10 protein-coding genes are annotated in these 17,887 nt (G+C 67.1%); 9 read left to right on the top strand and 1 reads right to left on the bottom strand.

The annotated features are described in order from the left end of the window. Window positions 1-13 precede the first annotated feature (13 nt). Window positions 14-559 carry a TetR/AcrR family transcriptional regulator gene (locus tag ACZYZ7_RS13910; RefSeq protein ID WP_463741165.1) on the bottom strand — a complete coding sequence of 182 codons (546 nt, stop codon included), beginning with the start codon at window positions 557-559 and terminating at the stop codon, window positions 14-16. 70 nt (window positions 560-629) lie between these two features. Between ACZYZ7_RS13910 and ACZYZ7_RS13905 the strand changes: the two genes are divergently transcribed. The 9 genes from ACZYZ7_RS13905 (at window position 630) to ACZYZ7_RS13865 (ending at window position 17,873) form a co-directional block, all read left to right on the top strand. Next, window positions 630-1,079, top strand: a complete 450-nt coding sequence (locus ACZYZ7_RS13905; RefSeq protein WP_450070949.1) for a YiiD C-terminal domain-containing protein — start codon at window positions 630-632, stop codon at window positions 1,077-1,079. 697 nt (window positions 1,080-1,776) lie between these two features. Further along, entirely contained in the window at window positions 1,777-2,157 is a 381-nt protein-coding gene (locus ACZYZ7_RS13900; protein ID WP_463741164.1) for a DUF4190 domain-containing protein, read from the top strand. 445 nt (window positions 2,158-2,602) lie between these two features. Beyond that, complete coding sequence (locus ACZYZ7_RS13895; RefSeq protein ID WP_135451347.1) at window positions 2,603-3,157, top strand: hypothetical protein; 555 nt, start codon at window positions 2,603-2,605, stop codon at window positions 3,155-3,157. A gap of 3 nt (window positions 3,158-3,160) precedes the next feature. Then, on the top strand, window positions 3,161-6,127 hold the full coding sequence (locus ACZYZ7_RS13890; RefSeq protein WP_463741163.1) for a VWA domain-containing protein: 2,967 nt from the start codon (window positions 3,161-3,163) through the stop codon (window positions 6,125-6,127). Further along, complete coding sequence (locus ACZYZ7_RS13885; RefSeq protein ID WP_450070946.1) at window positions 6,127-9,678, top strand: tubulin-like doman-containing protein; 3,552 nt, start codon at window positions 6,127-6,129, stop codon at window positions 9,676-9,678. Before ACZYZ7_RS13890 ends, ACZYZ7_RS13885 begins: the two co-directional genes overlap by 1 nt. 15 nt (window positions 9,679-9,693) lie before the next feature. Then, entirely contained in the window at window positions 9,694-12,360 is a 2,667-nt protein-coding gene (locus ACZYZ7_RS13880; protein ID WP_450070945.1) for a hypothetical protein, read from the top strand. Between the two features lies 1 nt (window position 12,361). After that, window positions 12,362-14,461 carry a hypothetical protein gene (locus ACZYZ7_RS13875; protein WP_463741162.1) on the top strand — a complete coding sequence of 700 codons (2,100 nt, stop codon included), beginning with the start codon at window positions 12,362-12,364 and terminating at the stop codon, window positions 14,459-14,461. Further along, entirely contained in the window at window positions 14,458-16,947 is a 2,490-nt protein-coding gene (locus tag ACZYZ7_RS13870; RefSeq protein ID WP_463741161.1) for a GAP1-N2 domain-containing protein, read from the top strand. Before ACZYZ7_RS13875 ends, ACZYZ7_RS13870 begins: the two co-directional genes overlap by 4 nt. Further along, on the top strand, window positions 16,947-17,873 hold the full coding sequence (locus ACZYZ7_RS13865; RefSeq protein ID WP_463741160.1) for a hypothetical protein: 927 nt from the start codon (window positions 16,947-16,949) through the stop codon (window positions 17,871-17,873). Before ACZYZ7_RS13870 ends, ACZYZ7_RS13865 begins: the two co-directional genes overlap by 1 nt. The last annotated feature ends 14 nt before the right edge of the window (window positions 17,874-17,887 follow it).

The raw sequence follows: 17,887 nt of genomic DNA, 5'->3' as shown, positions 1-17,887 counted from the left end.
CTGGCAGAGACGATCAGCGAGCAATGTCGTTGAGAGCCCGGAGCGCTGTAGTGACAGCGACATCGAGCGCATCGAGGTCCGCGGCGGAGGGTGGGGCGGTGTCGCGGGTGATCCGCCGCAGCTCTGTCAGGGGTCCGATGACGATCGCTGAAACAAGGTGGGCAGGAGCGCCGAGCGCTAGCTGGCGCTCATCCAGCCATCGACGTAGCTGCTGACTGAAGCGGATTGCGTTGCGCCCGAGACGGCCATGCCTACTTTCTGTTTCGAGGAGTTCGGCCAGTGCAGGATGCTGTCGGCACCAAGTTAGGTCGGCTGCTACCGCCGATGCGTAACCGCCGGCATGCAGGGCCGTAAGGAACGAATTGGACCAGTCCTGCACCGCCTCGTCAGCCACGAGCGCGCGGAGCCGATCCAGCGACCCAACGTGGTGATAGACGCTGCCGTTACTGATGCCGGACTCCCGGACCAACGCCCGCACAGTCAACGCGTCAACTCCGTCGCGATCAACGATGACCAGCGCTGTTTGCAGCAGAGCCTGTGGTGGCCGAAGTGTGTCCACCGCCACAGAGTATCGACTAGAGCAGTGCTCTAGTCTTGTCGTGCAGGGATGACTCTGAGAGGACCGTGTAATGGCAGCGACTGAGGCAATGACCAAGATGCCGTGGATCGGCTGGCTTGACTTGGACACCGAGTTCGGTCCGGATGGCACACTCCAGGTGATCCTGCGTCGACCCAAACCTGAACACCTCAATCACAACAACCATGTGAACGCACCTGTGATCTACGGCGTCGCCGAAGTCGCCGGCGCCGGCGCTGCCGTAATCGCAGCCGGGGCTGATGGCCATGGCGCATATACCGTGATCCGTGACGCCACAATCAAATACAGTCGGCCGGCCCGCGGCGGCATCTCTGCTACCGCCAAGCTTGACGAGGGCACGGTCGAACTCATGCGCCAAGAGTTACGCGCTGGCCGTGGATGCGACGCCGTGGTTCGGGTGTCCCTGACGGATGCCGAAAACACGCACACAGGCACATGCGACTTCACTGTCAGCTTGCGACCGCCACGTGAATCCGACTAAATCCGTGGCCCTGACACAGAGTTCGGTGGGCGAGAACGCTTTCTGCTCGATGTACTGAGGCCATATGCTGCGCGGCATTTAAGGGGGTGTGTCGCAAGCAGGTGAAGATTTCGCAAGAACGGAGCACAGAAACCAATTCTGTCGTTCTCGAAAACGGCACGCTCGTCGCTTAACTCCACCGGTCGGCCGATGTTGGTGTCCGACGAGAACTTGCTAACGCGTAATGCGAACAAACACGAACCGCATTCACAGAGGCCAGCCAAGCTCTGAAGCTATGTGAAATATCAATCGACTTCAGACGGCAGCAACGGCGAGTCGACAATGTGATCGGCCCGGGGCATAGCTAGAGGCAATACAACGCCGTATATTGCGATCAATGCCAGCCAGTATTCGGGTTCTGCGCCTGTCATAGCTGCTGGACCCACATGTGCGGAATGCGTGAGCTCGTCGTCGGCCGAATCTCATCGGGGGTAGCCGGTATGGCCGCCGGGGTGGCGTGGTCCTTCCGCTGGTCTGGACCGGCTGGTCGGTACTCATTTATTTGGTGTCCAGCGGTCCGTGATCGCCGGGTTAGGCTCGGTTCGACCGGTTGAGATCACGAGGAAACGGAGCAGTCCATGGCGCTGTCCGGTATTCGGCGGCGGCCTGGGCAAGCCGGAGAAACTCGATCAGATCGCTACTCGAGCGAAGCCGGGGTATGTCCGTGACGTCCGGCGGGTACGGGGATGGCCCGACATCTCCATCCGACGGTGACCTCTTCGCCGGACGGGGTGGATTCTCCGGCCTACCGCAGGAGTCCGCATACCGACCGCCGATCGTCGCCTCCGGCTACGGCATGGCGCCGCCGCCCGGGCACGCGCCGTATCAGCAGGAAGTCAACGCCCTGGCCACGCTGTCGGTCGTGTTCGCGTTCATCCTGGCTCCGGTTGGGGCCGTAATGGGGCAGGTCGCGCTCTACCAGATCGGTAAGACCGGTCAGCCCGGCCGCGAACGCGCGCTGATCGGCGTGACGGTGTCTTTCATCATGATGTTTCTGCTGATCATCGCGTTGGTCGTGTGGTTGATGTCAACACGCTAGGTCCGAGTAACGCCGCCGAACAGGCCCATCGCGAGTAGGACGACCATGCAGCGCTCGACGTTTCCGGGCAGGCGATCGCGTGCGGACAACCGAATTCGGTGACAGTCTTACCAACGCCCCGAAAGCCGAAGAATGCTGATGACCAGATCCACGTGTGATGCCGTGCCAGCCGGCTGCGGTCGCCGCTCGTGTTCGACCACCGGGAATCGGACTACTCCGGCAACAACTCGACACAAGTTTGATAAGCATGCGGGGGTCGCGCGGATGGTGCGGTGCCTCCCGAAAGGGATTAGCTGGCGGCGGGGGGCAGCACGATGTTTCCGATAGAGTCGGACAATCCAGCGCGGGGGATCTCACTTACGGTCGCGGCGGGGCATCGATATGGCATCCGCGCGACGTCTGGCGTCTGGCTGACGGGTTCGCAGATGGGAGGATCAGTGTCGTCATGACCAATCCGAATCCGTTTGATTTCAGCGACTTCGGCCCGCCGCAGCGCCAGGGCCCGCCATCGGCACCGCCGGGTCTTGCCGGACCGCCGGCGCAGGCCGGTTTCGACCCGTGGGCCGGCCAACCTCCGGCACAGGCTCCCCAGCCGTCCGGGCCGCAGGACATATTCGGTGCCGCACCGACGCCGCACGGCCAGGACGTGTTCGGGCAATCCACCGCGACACTCGGCGGGACTGCATTGAAGACGGCCGGGCCGCCGCTGGTGTGGTTCGGCGTGGCGCTGGGCCTGGCGGTTCTGGGTGCGGTGATAGCCATTGTCGGGGCGGTGGCCGGCCCATGGTTGCTGACCGCATTGGCCGGCTGGCTGTTGGCAGGACCGGTCGCCATCGGCGCATTGGCGGTCTACACCCGCGTCGATACGCGTCGGCGGACCGAGGCCATCTATTCGGCACCTGGTTGGACGGAAACTCTGTATTGGGTGGTGTTGGCGGCCTGCCTGATCGGCATTGCGATCGGGGCGTGGCAGATCGCGCTATGGGCAGGCAGGTTCTAAGGAATGAAGAGGGGGATCTTGCGTTCGGCTGCGCGCGCGAGCACGAAGGGTTTGGTCGCGGTCGCCTCGGCCGCTGCGGTCGTCGTGATGGGTTGGTCGGCGCCGGTGGCGTCGGCCGAAACGGCCACCGGCGGGGCAGCCCGGTTCGGCGCATGTGTGGGCGCGCAGAAGTCCGGTGACCTACTGCTGTTGTTCGACGAGTCGAGCAGCCTGCAGCAGAGCGATCCCGGCGGCGATCGGGTGAACGCGGCGCGATACCTGTTGCGCACGCTCGGCGAATTTGCCGATCGGGTCGGCGCCAAACTGGAAGTGGCCTCGGCAGGCTTTTCCGACACCTATACGCCCGAACACGATTGGACCCCGCTCACCGTGGCGAGCGCCAATTCGGTAGGGGACCAACTGGCGAGTCTGAAATCGAAGAACACCGGTATCGATACCGATTACTGGATGGCACTGGATGGGGCTCGGCAGGCTCTGGCCGCCCGCGGCGGTGGCGGCGCGGGTGCCGGCGCCGACTCGGGTCAGCGGTGTCAGGCGGTGGCCTGGTTCTCCGACGGCAAGATCGATTTCACCCCGCGCGAGGTGGCCAAGCCCTACGCCGAAGGTGTCGACCTGACCAACCAGGGCGGCATCGATCAGGCCAGGCAGCGGGCCGTCGAGTCGATCTGCCGCGGCGGGGGAGTTGCCGACCAGGTGCGGTCATCGGGGATCGTGATGCTCGGCATCGGCCTGGGCGCCGAGGCCTCACCAGGCGACTTCGACGTGATGAGCGCGATCAGCACCGGAAAAGGGCTGGACGGCATGAAGTGCGGGGACATCACCGATCCGGTCCCCGGTGACTTCTATCCGGTGTCGAACATCGACGACATGTTGTTCGCGTTCGACAAGCTCAACCCCGAACCCGGGGTGAACTCCCAGGGACCGGTGTGTCAGGGGCAGCTGTGTGAGGAGGCCCGGCACAACTTCGTGCTGGACCGCTCCATCAAATCGGTGACCATCCTGGGCTCCGGCGACGTCCCGGGTGTGGTGCCCTATCTGATTTCCCCGTCGGGAGCCACCGTCGAATTACCGAAGAAGGACGGCAAGGTCGAGCTCCAGGTGGGTGGTGCCCCGGTGAGCTACGAATGGCTCTCCGACACCTCCCAGACCATTGCGATGAACAGCGGCGGCGGTGAGTGGGCCGGCCAGTGGGCGATCGCCTACGTCGATCCCAGCAGCGCGCATCCCGATGCGGTGTCGAAGGTGAACATCCACATCACCACCGACATCTTCCCCGCGCTGACCAACGGCGATGCCATCAAGTGGCGCAGCGGCGCGAAGATCGACGATCTGACTTTCGGCCTGGTCGACGGCAAGGGCCAGGCCGTGTCACCGAAGGATCTCGCCGGTACCGCCGAGATGACGGTTCAACTCGTACCCGAGGGCGCTGAGCCGATAGTGCTGATGGATGCCACGCCCAAGGAGAACATCGCAGTCCCCGTGAGCGTAGATCTGTCCAAGGCCGCCCCGGGCCGCGCCACGCTCAAGATGTCGCTGGGGATCACCACCGCACCGGCGATGGATCCGGCCGGCGTGCAGATCGCCCCCGGCACCAAACTGTCGCAGCAGACGCGGGACCTGCCGGTGCAGATCCAGCCCAAGGTGGGATTGCCCACCATCGGTGATCGGATCGACTTCGGTTCGGTACAGGCGGCCGAGGGCGCCACTGCGGAACTGACCGTCACCGGTCCGGGCTGTGTCTGGATCGCCGACGGCGAGCCCGTCAAGGTGATCGCCGGACCGGAGGGAATCGGCGACCCGAAGGTGACCGCGGCGCAGAACTCGTCGGGCAACTGTCTCAAGCTCGACAAAGATCAGACCCAGAAACTGCAGGTCACGTTGCGGACCGACCAGGACGGACATGGCGGTCTGAACGGCACCGTCCCGGTGCATGTGGCCTCGTTGGAGAACCCCGATGACGGCCAGGTGGTCGACGTGCAGTTTGCCGCGTCGCTGCTGAAGCCGCTGAACAAGACCAACTTCGTGCTGGTTTTGATCGCTGCGCTGCTGCTCGGGCCGGGAATTCCGTTGGGCCTGCTGTACCTGTCGAAGTGGTGGGTCACCAAGATCCCGAATACGCCGTTGCTGGCCGAACGAATCCACGTCGAGGTCAACAACGACATGGCGCTGCGCGACGGGAATCCGTTCGCGATGGTCGATTCCGATCTGATCCAGCCGGTCACCGGGTTGACCGAAGGTGTGCGCAGACTGTCGGTGCTCGGGGTGACTCTCAACGCGGTGATGGGCCGCAGTCCTTTCGGTGCAGGCCGGGTCACGGTGGACGCGGGCAACCTGGTCAGCGTCGGTTCGGAGTTGCCGGGTAGTGACGAGACCGGCCTGCACGCGGTGCTGCCGCTGGCCGTGCACAACACCTGGGTGGTGCTGCACGATCCGCGGGGACCGTCGAATCGCGCGGAGGTGCTGCTGCTGGTCAGCGGCAACACCGACACCGCAGCGAGGGAGAAGATCTTCGAGGAGGTGGGCCGCCGGCTGCCGGAGCTCCTCAACGGCCTGCGGCTACGTGCGGTACAGGCCGGAGTCGCGTCGCCCCACGACGATCAGGACCAGGGTGCGTCACCGTTCGGTGAGGCCGGACACGGCGCTGCCCCTGCCGGATACGACCCGTTCGGCGGACCCCAGGCACCGATGGAGGCGCCCGGCGGGGCGTACGGGCCCCCCGCGGCATCTGGCCCCCCCGATCCGTTCGGAGCCGGCATGCCCCCCGCGCCGCAGGGGCCGGGTGCCGGTCCATATGAGTCGGGACAGCAAGTGCCGCACTCGTATCAGCCGGACGGGAACCGGCCCCCACCCGCCCGACAACCCGGTGCACCTGGCGATACTCGACAGGGGCAGCAGGGACCCCCGGCGCCCCAGGGGCGCCCTCAGCAATATGACCCCGATCCGTTCGACCCGTTTGGTGGAGGAGCCTGATGCGCCGTTTCTTGGTAGTCGGATGTGGTGGTTCCGGTGGCGCCACTTTGGCGTTCATGATGGATCAGCTCCGCTCTGAACTACACGCCGCAGGCATCGACAAGTTGTTGGCGGGCTGGCAGTTCGTGCACATCGATGTGCCCAGTGCCGCCGAATCGGGGCCCGAGGGCCTGGCGAACGTTCCGGCCCAGGGCGGCAGCTACATCGGGTGCGGTCCCCAGGGCAGTAGTTATGCAATTCTCGACGGTGCGCTGTCGCAGCGACTGGCTGCCGATGGCGCCCTCGATACCGTCGCCACCTGGGCGCCGCGCAATCCGCAGGAGGTCACCAACCCGATCTCGGCCGGTGCCGGCCAGTACCGCGCGATCGGCCGGATGATCACGCTGAGCAAGGCCAGCGAGATTCACGCCCGGCTGCAGTCGTCCTGGGATGCGTTGTTCCGGGTGGAGACAATCTCGGAGATGGCCTCGGCCAGCGTGCCCGGGATGGGTCGGTTCGACCCGAACGAGCCGCCGCTGGTGCTGGTGGTGTCTTCGATGGCCGGCGGTGCCGGTGCCTCGATGGCCCTGGACGTCTGCCGGTTGCTCACCTTGGTGACCGGGCTGGACCCGAAACTGATGGGTGTCTTCATGGTGACGCCCGACATCTTCGATTCGTTGCCGGAGAGCGCGCGCACCGGTGTGCGGGCCAATGCGCTGGCGATGCTGGGTGAGATCGTGGCCAGCCAGGCCGGCGCCGCCCGTGAGCACGACGTGCGGATCCTGCGGGCCCTGGGCCAGCACCACGGTGACGGCGAGCCGATCCCGTTCGCCCGCGTGTTCCCGGTCGGCCGGTACATCGGCGCCGATCGGACCCTGTTCGGCGACGGCTCCCAGAACGCCGTGTACCGCGGCCTGGCCCGCGGTCTGGCCGGGCTGATGATGAGTGGCAAGGCCAGCGACCAGTTCGTGTCCTACGACCTCGGCAACACGGCGTCGCCGGTCGGTGACCGTGACGTCCTCGGCTGGGGCATCTCGGCGTGGGATGTATTACCTTGGGGCACATATGGTTTCTCCAGTCTGTCGATGGGCCGTGATCGGTATGCGGAGTACGCAGCGCAGCGGCTCGCCCGTGCGGCCGCCGACAAACTTCTCTTCGGCCACGTCCAGCCGGGCAACCCGGCGTCGAGCAACGAGCAGCTCGACAGCCTGCTGAGCAGCCAGTGGCATGCGCACTGCGGTGAACTGCGCATCCCCGATCAGGCAGGCGACGAGCAGACCCGGGTCGGCGTTCTGGGTAACTGGATCGCCAACGGGGCCTTCGCACCCGAAGCCGTCGTCGGGGCCGTCAACGGTCTGGTGGAACGCCAATTGCGGGGCTATCTGCCCAATCCGCAAGGGATGTCGGCCGACCAGTGGGTGCCGATTTTCCGGCAGGCGGTGCTCAACCGGCGTGCCGATCTTTCCCGCTCCTGCGCCGAGACGGGCTACGCGATGGCCTACGCGTGGCACAACGAGTTCTCCGAACAGGTCCGAGTGATGGTCGGCCGCGCCGCGGCGACCCTCGGTCTGCCGTATGCCCGTGAGCTCGTCGACCGGCTGCGTCGCCATATCAACGACGTGCTGGCGCCGGGCCTGGCGCAGCTCGGATCCATGGGCCCGCCGGACATCGTCGCGGTGCCGCCGCAGGTCGACGCGGCGCTGCGGTCCCTTCACGGCACCATGACCAACGCCGACCAGGTGCTGGGGGTCGCGCTGGACGGTTTCCGCTCCAACGTGCGCCGCCAGCTCTTCGCCGATGCCGCCGCCCGCGTTGCCGACGTGATGCGCGTGATGGGCGCCGAATTGCTTGCGCCCCTTCGGGAATCGCTCGGTGAGGCGATGATTCTGCTCGAGAAGGCTCGTTCAGAACCGCCCTCGGACATCGGATTGGCCCGGTTGTCGACCGATCAGTACGTCGCCTGGCCGTCGGATGCCGATGAGCTCGTGCCGTCGCGGTTCGCCGAGGCCAACAATGAGGTGCTGCTGATCAGTTCCGCGGCGTTCAAGCAACGCTACGAAGCCGACCTGCCCAAGGCAGTCGGCGGCGCGCACGCGATGATCCCGCTGCGCAACGCCGTCGAGGACGCCACTACCCGGGTGATCATGGGTGAGTGGCAGACCACCGGCGGTGTGTCGGCTCCCGGCGGGCTCGTCGAGCTGACCGCCAGCTGGGTCACCCGCGCCCTGGGAACCGACCCGGAGACCGGCAGACCACGCGTGCCGTCGATGGCGCAGTTCGACATTCACACGCGGCCTGCCGAACTGCTGTCCCGGGCCCGGTTGTACGTGGCACGCCCGGGGGAGGCCTTCGAGGTCTTCTGCAAGGTGTCGCTGCGCGACTTCGTGCAGGGCGTCGGCGCCTCGGAATCCGAACTGAACAACCGCCGCCAGGACATCGCCACCAAGTTCAGCGAGGCGCTGTCCCTGGCCCGGCCGCTGGCCAGCGTGAACGACCAGGCACTTCAACGGGTACACCCCGGCCAGCAGGTCGAGTACCGATACAAGTTCTCCGAGATCCCGTTCGCCGGGCAACCGGTGGCCGAGGCGCTCAGTGACGTGTTGAGGTCCAATCCGCGTATCGACCAGGCCACCAAGGACAACTACGGCCGGTCGCTGTCGGACGAGGACAGTGTCACCCGCATCGACATCTTCGGGTCCTACCCGAACTACTCACCGCTGGCGTTCGATTCGGTGCTCAAACCGGCGGCGCAGCAGTGGGCCCAGACCGCGGGACCCGGACGCGGACAGTTCTGGCGCTACCGGCGGTCGCGTCCGCTGGCGGCATCGCTGCCGATGACCGACGACGAGCGGCGCACCATGACCGCCGGCTGGTTCCTGGGTCAGATCCTCGGCCGCATCCAGATTCCCGCGTCGCCGTACACCGAACCGGTGCGGATCTTCGACGGCAACGACAACCAGTGGCTGAACTTCCCCAACCCGCTGCTCACCCCACCGTCGGCGTTCACCGCGTCGTACGACTGGCTCCCTGCGGTGCTCGAGGGAATCCTGTTGGCGATCGCCACCTCGCATGAACCCCCGGTGATGCGGTCCCTGCGGCCCTACCAGGTGTTGCGTGAGCTCTACGACTCGCACAGCCAGGACCCGGCGAGCGGCATCGTCGAGTTGTCAGCCGCCGGGTTGCTTCGTGAATTCCTCCAGACCGGAGTGTCGGGCCGGGGCGTCACCTCCCGGGTGGGGCCGATCGCAGCGGCGCAGACGACCGAGGAACGGCGCAGCGCCGCCGAAACCTGGTTGAGCAACGTCCGTGACGTCGCGGCGCAGTATCTGCCCTCGGACATGCCCGGTGCGGCACCCGAGGGGGCGTTCACCACGATCACGACCCGGTCCAAGGCAGCCAAGACGCCGATCTTCCGCGATCTGGCGCCAGATGTCTTCTGGGCCACCGACATGTTGATCAAGCTGCTCGAGCGCGAGGCCGAGGCACTGGCCAGGGGCGAGCACGCCGGCGCGGCCACGTTCCTGGACGACGGTGGCAGCTCGGTCGTGATTCCGGACGGCGGGACCTTCTAAACGATGTCGACGTCCATGGGAACACAGCCCCCGGCCCCGCCGCGGGCGTTGACCGTGCTGCTGGCACCGCCGAAGCACACCGAGGAAATCCTCGCGGTGCTGGCCGACTACTCGGCGGTCGGACTGCTCCACCCGTTCGCCTGGGTGGCAGCAGAAGACGTGGGCGGTCCCTCCACCCCGGCCACCATGATCCAGGACGGTCAGGCCAGACCCGTTGTGCTGCAACAGCTTCTGACCGGTGAGCGTTACGACCGGATCCGGATCACGGTCTTGGTGCCGATCGAGGCGCCCAGCGCCGAGCGGGTACCGCTCGAAACGGAGCAGGCGGTCGAGCAAAGTGTGCGCAGCAGCGCGATGGGGGCGCCGATCAGCCTCCTACGGCTTCTGATCACCCCGGGAAACTCCGCTCCGACCACACCGGATCTGGCGTTGGTGCTGGAAGGCTGGCACAACCTGCTGATCGCACCGGAGGATTCGGCCGCGCCCGGACTCGGTGCGGTGCCATGGAACCGACTCACCGATCCGGCCGACGTGGCCCAGCAGACCGCGCCGGTGGTGGCCGGCATCAGCGGCCTGTGGGCCGGGTTGGACCGGAGCCCGTTCGACGCTCTGGAGATCCTGCCCGGCCAGACGGTGCGGGCCGTCCGCGCCTTCTACCGCAGGCTGGACAGCACTGCCGTCGAAGAGAGCTTGCGCACACACCTTTTCGATCCGACCGGTCGGCTGCCCCTGCCGCAGGGCGGTCAGGTCCCGGTGGTCTATATCGAAGACGTTCCCACGGCGACACAGTCCATGGCTCGCGCGTTGTGGACCAAACACCGCGACGTGCTGCGGGGACCGCGCCTGGCCGTCGACGCCGGGCCGACCCAGACGATCTCCATCTGGGCCGCGATGAAGATGTTCCTCAAGTTCATGGGCACCGCACTGCGCAGCGCTCCGTCAGCCTGGCTCTCGGCCGTGATGGGTTCGGTCACCTCGGTGGTGGCCAGCACCGTGCAGGGCACCGTGTTCGGGCGCACCGACTCGGCATTCGCCGTGGTCGCCGACGCGACGAAAGCCGACTGGCAGGACCTCAACCGCAGTGCAGAGACACTGCAGACGGCACTGAACGGCGGTCAGGACGGGCTCGTCCAGCAGCAGGATCTGACCGGGTTGTGGACCGACTTCGCCAACGGCGCATTGACTTTGGCCGATGGGGGGCGGCGGGCGGCCGGGCTCGACCCCGTCGCAGTGGGTTCTGCGGTCGGCGTGGTGTTCAACGCCGAGGACGTGGTGCCCAGCCCAGCCGGTCACTTCCGGGGCATCCCGACCTCACTGGCAGCGGTGATCGGCGTCGGTGAGGTCGAGGGCGCCGACGTGCTCGGCGCGGCCAATGTGCGCGAACGCCTGCAGAATGCCTACTCCGATCCGGCCGCCGGGGTGGAGGCCCGCAACACCGGCACCGAATTGGATCGTTGGCAGGCAGCCGCGACCCGGAGCTACGCCTGGCAGGTGAGCTCGGTCCTGGCCGATTTCATGCAGCGGGCCCGGTCCGAGGTGACCGACATGGTGTCGCAGATCCAGGCGATAGCCAACCGCGACGCCGTCGACGAGCGCCTTCGGGAACGCCAGGCCGTCATCAGCATCATCCTGCGAACGTTGACCGTCGCGGTGTTCGTGGTGCTGCTGGCTTTGATCGGCATCGCCGCCGCCGACTGGGTGAGTTGGAAGTTCGCCCTGAGCACCGGCGCCGCGGTGATCCTCATCTACGTCCTCGTGTCGTTGGCGCTGTTCCTGCTGAGTCAGCGAGATCTGTTCGCCGAGATGAACTTGCGAAAATCTCAGCAACACCAACTCGAGATGATGCACGCCAATCTGCGTACCGCCGTGCAGGATCTGAGCCGAATGACCTCGGCCTACGGACAGCTGCTGGCCTGGTGCAGGACGTTGGGCACGGTGCTGCGGGCGCCGTTCGGGCCGCCGCCGCCGAGCCAACGCGCCGCGGGCTTTCTGGTCGACGGACTGCCCAGGTCCACGCAGGTCGGCATTGCCACGCCGTCGCCGGATCAGGCTGACAACGCGGTCCACGGGATCCAGCGGAGGCTCTATTCGCTGGGTTGGCTGACGAAACCGTGGGAAGACATGCTGGCCGAGGCAGCCGCCCGCCTGCGTGAGGAGCCCATCGCGCTGTTTCGGCAGCCCGGGGTGGGCACGTCGTCGGGCCTGGATCAGTGGTCGGCGGCCGTGATGTCCGGGCGGGTGCGTCCGACCGGGGCCGACGCGTTGTGGGCCCGGGTGGAGCAGATGTTCACCGACGAGGCAGCGGGCCGGCCCGGTGCCCTTTCCGATGCACTGACCGGCACGGTGCGGGTTCCGACGTTCGGCCGTGACATCCCGGCGCAGCAGTTCAATGCGGGGTTCGTCGATCACCGGCCGGACCGGGCGGCTCCGTTCGACGCGTCGCTGTTCACCAACGCCGCGGTCACCGCCGGGCGGTCCGGGGTGGCCATCGACGAAGCCGTCGTGGTGCGCGGCGGGCTGGGATATCGGGCGGTGGTCGTGCAGGCCAGCGACGGTCTCCCGCCGTACAATTTTGCGTTGTTCGAGATACCGGTTGCCATCGCCGGTGGCGACGACGATCCGACAACGATGGTCCGACGCACCGAACTTGATGTGCCGCCAGGGGAGGACATGGTGTTCTGACATGCCGGATTCCAGTCCTGAGTCGTCTCACACCGATGCTCCCGACGACGCCGACCCTCGGTTGGCGCCGCTGTTGGCTTGGCGCCAGCAACTCATCGACTCCGGCGCGGTGGCCCCGCGCAGTTTCAAAGAGGCACATCTTCGTCTGGTGCTGCGGTCCGGCCGCACCGAAGTCGAGGAGATCCGGGCCATGTTGCCGGGGTCGGCGGCCGAGCACGCCGACGAAATGGCGCGGGTGCTGTCTGAACTGGCCGACGCATCCCCTCAGCAGGCCGGCTTCAGCGCCAGACACCGGGTTCCCGAGGCGACGCCCGCTGCGCAGCCGGCAGCCGGGGCCTTGCCGCCGTCGGTTTCCGAGCAGGTGCCCGAAACCCCGGCCCCCACGGCCGAGATCGTTGTGCCGGCTCCCACCGAAGCACCGTTGACCGCAGCTCATTTCGCCGCGTTCACGTTCAGTCAGCAGCCTCCGCCGGTGCATACCGTCGCGCTGCGGCGGGGTGCGACTCATGCTGGTCTGGAGTTGAGTTGGCCGTCGCATCAAGGTGCGGGCGAGGTGGTGCTCTATCGGCTGGTCAGCAGTGAGGACAACCCGCCTTACTCGCCGGACCGGGCCGATCTGGTGGCCGCGACAGCCGACACGGTCGCCACCGACGCCCGGCCGCTGGTCGCGTCCGCACGGCACTATCAGGTCTGGGTCAATCTCGGCGCGACCAGAGACGAGGCGCTGGCCGCGCAGCCGATCCTGCATGCCGCCGGCGTATTGGTAAGTCCCATAAGAAATTTCGTCATCCGTGAGGATGCCGGGCGGGTGATCGGTCAATGGAGCGTGGCTCCGGGGGTCACCGCTGTCTACGTCTACCGGGTGCCCGCCGCCGACATCGCCCGCGACGGACCGCAATACCGGATCCTCGCCGGCACCGACAACCTCACCGGCTTCGTCGATACCGAGGCCGTTCGCGGCGAGCGCTATCAGTATCGGGCGCGGTGCGCGGCCACCGTGGAGGGTGTGCTGAGGCTCTCGGAGGCGGTCGAGGCCGACGTCGAGGTATCCGCAGTGCTCGCACCGGTCACCGATCTCGCGGTGGTCAGCGGTGTCGATGCCGGCGCGTTCGACCTGACCTGGACACCGCCCGCCGGCGGCAAGGTGGTCATCTACCGCACCGAGAGCGGCCCGAATGCGGGCGCAGACGCCGGGGAACTTCCCGAGGATGCCCTCGAGCAGGTCGGCTTGGGACCTGAACTGAGACTCACCCAACCGGTGGCCAACCGGACGGGTCCGGACGGGCGCCCCCAGGCGCTGCTGGCCGGGGTGTCCTGGCCGACCGGGTGGAGTCGTGCCTACCTCACTCCGGTGACCATCCTGGCCGGCCGGGCCCTGCTGGGCCGCACGCTGTCGTCGGTACGCACCGGCAGCATCAAGGACATCGAGCTGGCCGAGTACTGCAACAAGCAGGTGCTGACCTTTGATTGGCCCGACGGCGCGGCGGCTGTCGTCATGCACCTGGCGCCGAAAGGCCATGATCCACGCGCAGGTTTGACGGGTAAGTCCTTCGAGATTTCGTTGGAAGAGTACGAGAAATACGGCGGCATGCAGTTGACCGGCCAGCTGCCGGTCGGCGGATGCTCGCTGCACCTGGCTCCGGTCGCGTTCTCCGGTGGCCGCCGGGTCACCGGCGCGGTCGCCAGCGTCGAGTACCACGGTCTGCTGCGATTGCAGTACGCCGTGCGCATCGGCAGGGATCCGCACGGATATCCGACGACCGCCACCATCGCGCTGCGCTCGGAACATGATCTGCCGGGCTCTCCGGCGTTCGTTCTGGTGAACAACCCGCAGCGGATTCCGCTCAGTGTCCACGACGGTCAGGCCGTTGACGTCGCCCCGATGGATGCCCAGGGCCAGATCGCCGAGCGCCCCTCCAAGGAGTTGCGGTGGAAGGCGTTGACCACCACCGGTTCCGGGGAATTGTGGGCGGCGAACGTGCAGGGCCTACAGGGTTGGGTGCGGATGTTCGTCAACACCCCGTCGGCGGAGCGTCTGCGCGTCATCGCCCTGCTCGATCCGCCGGTGGCGAGCCTTCGACTCACGGCGCCGACGCAGTGACGGCGCGTTACGGTCAACTGGCCTATACCTCTTACGACGCGGTCGGTGCGGCTGGTGGCTGGCAGGTCAAACAGCGCACCGGCGCCCTGACAAGCGACGAGATCGCGGCGCTCATCGCCGGGGTGCGCACGGTGTTCCGCCCGGTTGAGGCTTTGCCCCCGTATCCAACGGCCGAACAGCTCGAACAGAGACCGCGCCGGCTGGCCTTCGGGCGACTGGACAACGACACCGCGGGGTATTGGCACACCGTCCCGGCAGGAACGGACAGCACCGGTCGCCCCGGCAACGTCTTCGCTCACGTGGTGCTGGACCGGATGCCGTTCAGGGCACCGCAGGTCCGGCCGATCGAGTTGTGGCAGTCCGGCGGGTGGGTGTGCCCGTTCGGCGCCGCGGCGGTGGCCCGCGCCGAGATCGGTGATACCCCACCCGCCGCGGGTTCCGTGGTGACCCGGGACAGTGTGGTGGCGTTTGCGCTCGATGCCCGCACCTGGCGGTTGGCGACACTGTTCGTTCTGCTCGACGCCGTGGCGGCCGCCCTCGACGGTGGTGCGCCGGTGGTGCTCGGTACGCAGTCGCCGGATTCGGCGGCCCAGTGGATCGGCGTGGTGAGTTTTCTGATGTCGGCGGGCACCGCGGCACGACTGACCTTCTCCACCTTCGACCGTGCCGATCAGGTGACGCTCGCCCTGCAGAGCGGTCAGTTGCTGACCGCGGTCCCGATCGTCGACCTCGACGCGATCCCCGCAGGTGTGACGGTGATCAGCGAGACCGAAGAGGTTTGGCTGGGCGAACTCGACGGAGCACCGCACCGCACGGCCGGTGGGCATGCAGTCGAGGCCACCGCGTGGTCGGCGATGGCTCAGGTCGCGCTGCTCGACCCCCACTCGGCGCGACGTCTACTCGACGACATCGACCGGGTGGCCGCCCAGGTCGTCGATCAGGGTTTGCATCCGGCCTGGCCGATGGCGATGGCGATCGCGGGGAGTCCCGAGTTCGCCGACGCCGAAGAGGAAGCACACGAGGTCATCGCGGGGTATTCACCGCTCGATGTGCCGGCCGGATCGACAGCGGCCGCAACGATATTCGGTGTGTTCTCGTCGGTGGTCGGGGCCAGTACCGCCGATGCGTGGCGGGCGGTGCAGGAGCTGCCCGACGGCCCGGCAGCTCAGTTCGCCGACGCCACGTACCTGAGCCGGGCGATCGCCGACGACACCTGGCTGGCTCAGATCGGACCGATTCCGTTGGGCCCGAGGTCATTTCACGGAAGACCAATTCCGGGGCAGGTGAAGGACGCGATCAGTCCTGCGCTCACGGCGGCGCGCGAGCAGGGCCCCGAACGGGAACTACGGGTCGTGGATCTGTTGTTGCGGGCCGGTATCGCCGACGCGCGCCTGAACGCGGCGTTGAACAACGACCTGCTGCCTCTCCTCGACGATCCGGTGCGCGGCCCCAAGCTGCGCCAGCGGATCGACGTCGACGGTCGGTTGGCGCTGGCCACTACGGTGTTGCAGAGCAGCGGTGACGTCGAGGGCAAGGCGATCAGCGACAGCCTGCTCGATTGGTTCGCCGACGCGACGCCCCTGCCCGGTGCCGATGAACTGGCCCGTGCACAAGCGTGGGACCGCACCTGGATTCGGGCGGCGATGCACGGCCTGCGGACCACACGTCGCGGGCTGGCCCGGCCCGGGGACGCCGGGGCCTGGCTGTGGTGGCTGCGGGCCACGGGTTCGCCGGACTTCGAGGACACCGTCGCGGCATCGGTCTGGGACCCGGCCGACCTGCAACTGGCCTTCGGAACGGAACCGGTGCCGGGACCCGCCGCGATCCGCACGCTGCTGGGCGCACCGGATTCCGCCGCGCTCACGGATCTGGCCGGCAAGGTGATCGACGGGAACGGCGATGCCGGCGCAGTCGCATGCGCGGCGGTGCGGCACGTCGACCCGTGGGCGTGGATGCAGCAGCGGTATGTGGAAACTCATCACAGTGCCTACGGCCCACTATGGGAAAAGGCGATGCTGTCGGTCGAGCGTGGACAGGTGCACCACGATTTCGAGGTGCGCTTGCTGACGTTCGCCGTGCTCGGCGTGATCGCGGCGCAGCCATATCCGGCGATATGTAATGCGCTGGCCTCCGACGCCGTGCTCGGCGGCGAGGCGGTGGCCCGGGCGTGGCCGCTGATCGAAGGCAATGAGATTGCACCGCAGGCGGTCATGGCGGTCAGTCTGGTGAGCACCGCCGCGGCTGAGGACAGCGAACGGTTACCGGATCCGGTCGACGAACTCGTCGGTCAGCTCGCGCAGCGGGCCGCCGCCGGGCTTGTCGAAGATGACACCCTCGTCGAGGGGGTCACCGTGCTGATGACGCAGCTGTCCGGAGACACGTCCGACGGCGCCCAACGTCGGTACCGCAAAATGGTGAGCAAGATGCTGGAACGGCGGGGCGATACACCACCGTCTCTGGTGGCGAGATTACGGGGGAACCGCTGATGCCGATCTATGTGGTGGGTGCGCGCAACCAGCGCGTGCAGATTCCGAATCAAGCGCTGGCCGTGTCGATCACCGGCGCCGTCGGCGGGGCCGCGCTCGAGATACAAGGTGGCCCCGAGCAACCGATCGTCCACTCGACGGCACACCACGTGTTGCTACCCAGCCTGACCGGACAGGTCACGGTGTCCGTCCGCCCGGTCGGCTCCGAACGGTTCGGTCCTGATTCGGTCATCCACCTGGCGATCGCGCATGACAACCCGGGTGATGTCGACCCGGTCCAGGTGATGTTCGACCCGGTGGATGTCAGCGGCGATACGGGAGTGACTTTCGCCGCGCTGCACCCCAAGGGCAACCAGATCGACATCGCGGTCAGTGCTGTCGCCGACACGCCGTTGAGTCCACTCGCCACGGCTGCCCGCAGTTCGGCACGCAAGGTGACCGGCCGGGGACCGCAGGAGTCCCACGGCGCGGTGGTGGTGGCCTTCGACTGTTCGGCCTCGATGCGGCCGTGGTTTGCCGACGGCAGTGTTGCGGCCGCAACCGACATCGTGGTCGGCGTCGCCGACGCCGTCGGGGTACGCGACGTCACGGCCGTGTTGGTCGGTGCCGAGGTGACCCAGGTCGACGCGGTGGGCACTGCCGATTTGGCCGGTGCCCTCCGCAAGGTTCAGCCACGGTGGTCGGCGGGAGCCCGCTGGTCCCGGCTGGCGCCAGGGTCGGCGCGGACGGTGGTCTGTGCGGATTTTCCGACAGGTTCTGTGCTGCAACGATTTCCGGTCATCGCGCTGTCCAACGACCGACGTCTCGATGCAGCAGGCGCACGGCTGCCGTCGCCCCGGCCGGGCAATGAGGCCAGTGACGAACTCCTGGCTCATCCTCCGGTCCTGGACCGGATCACCGCCAACCTGGTGCGAGCGCTGACGTGAGCTTCAGTGACGAG

The sequence above is a fragment of the Mycobacterium sp. IDUB_17 genome (genome assembly GCF_055419465.1).
The sequence above is the reverse complement of the archived record's forward strand: the minus strand, read 5'-3'. Positions and strand labels throughout refer to the sequence as shown.

Excerpts from the sequence above, each read along its gene's own strand:
- ACZYZ7_RS13865 (WP_463741160.1), top strand. The coding sequence starts at position 16,947 with ATGCCGATCTATGTGGTGGGTGCGCGCAACCAGCGCGTGCAGATTCCG.
- ACZYZ7_RS13895 (WP_135451347.1), top strand. The coding sequence starts at position 2,603 with ATGACCAATCCGAATCCGTTTGATTTCAGCGACTTCGGCCCGCCGCAG.
- ACZYZ7_RS13905 (WP_450070949.1), top strand. The coding sequence starts at position 630 with ATGGCAGCGACTGAGGCAATGACCAAGATGCCGTGGATCGGCTGGCTT.
- ACZYZ7_RS13875 (WP_463741162.1), top strand. The coding sequence starts at position 12,362 with ATGCCGGATTCCAGTCCTGAGTCGTCTCACACCGATGCTCCCGACGAC.
- ACZYZ7_RS13880 (WP_450070945.1), top strand. The coding sequence starts at position 9,694 with ATGGGAACACAGCCCCCGGCCCCGCCGCGGGCGTTGACCGTGCTGCTG.
- ACZYZ7_RS13900 (WP_463741164.1), top strand. The coding sequence starts at position 1,777 with ATGTCCGTGACGTCCGGCGGGTACGGGGATGGCCCGACATCTCCATCC.
- ACZYZ7_RS13890 (WP_463741163.1), top strand. The coding sequence starts at position 3,161 with ATGAAGAGGGGGATCTTGCGTTCGGCTGCGCGCGCGAGCACGAAGGGT.
- ACZYZ7_RS13885 (WP_450070946.1), top strand. The coding sequence starts at position 6,127 with ATGCGCCGTTTCTTGGTAGTCGGATGTGGTGGTTCCGGTGGCGCCACT.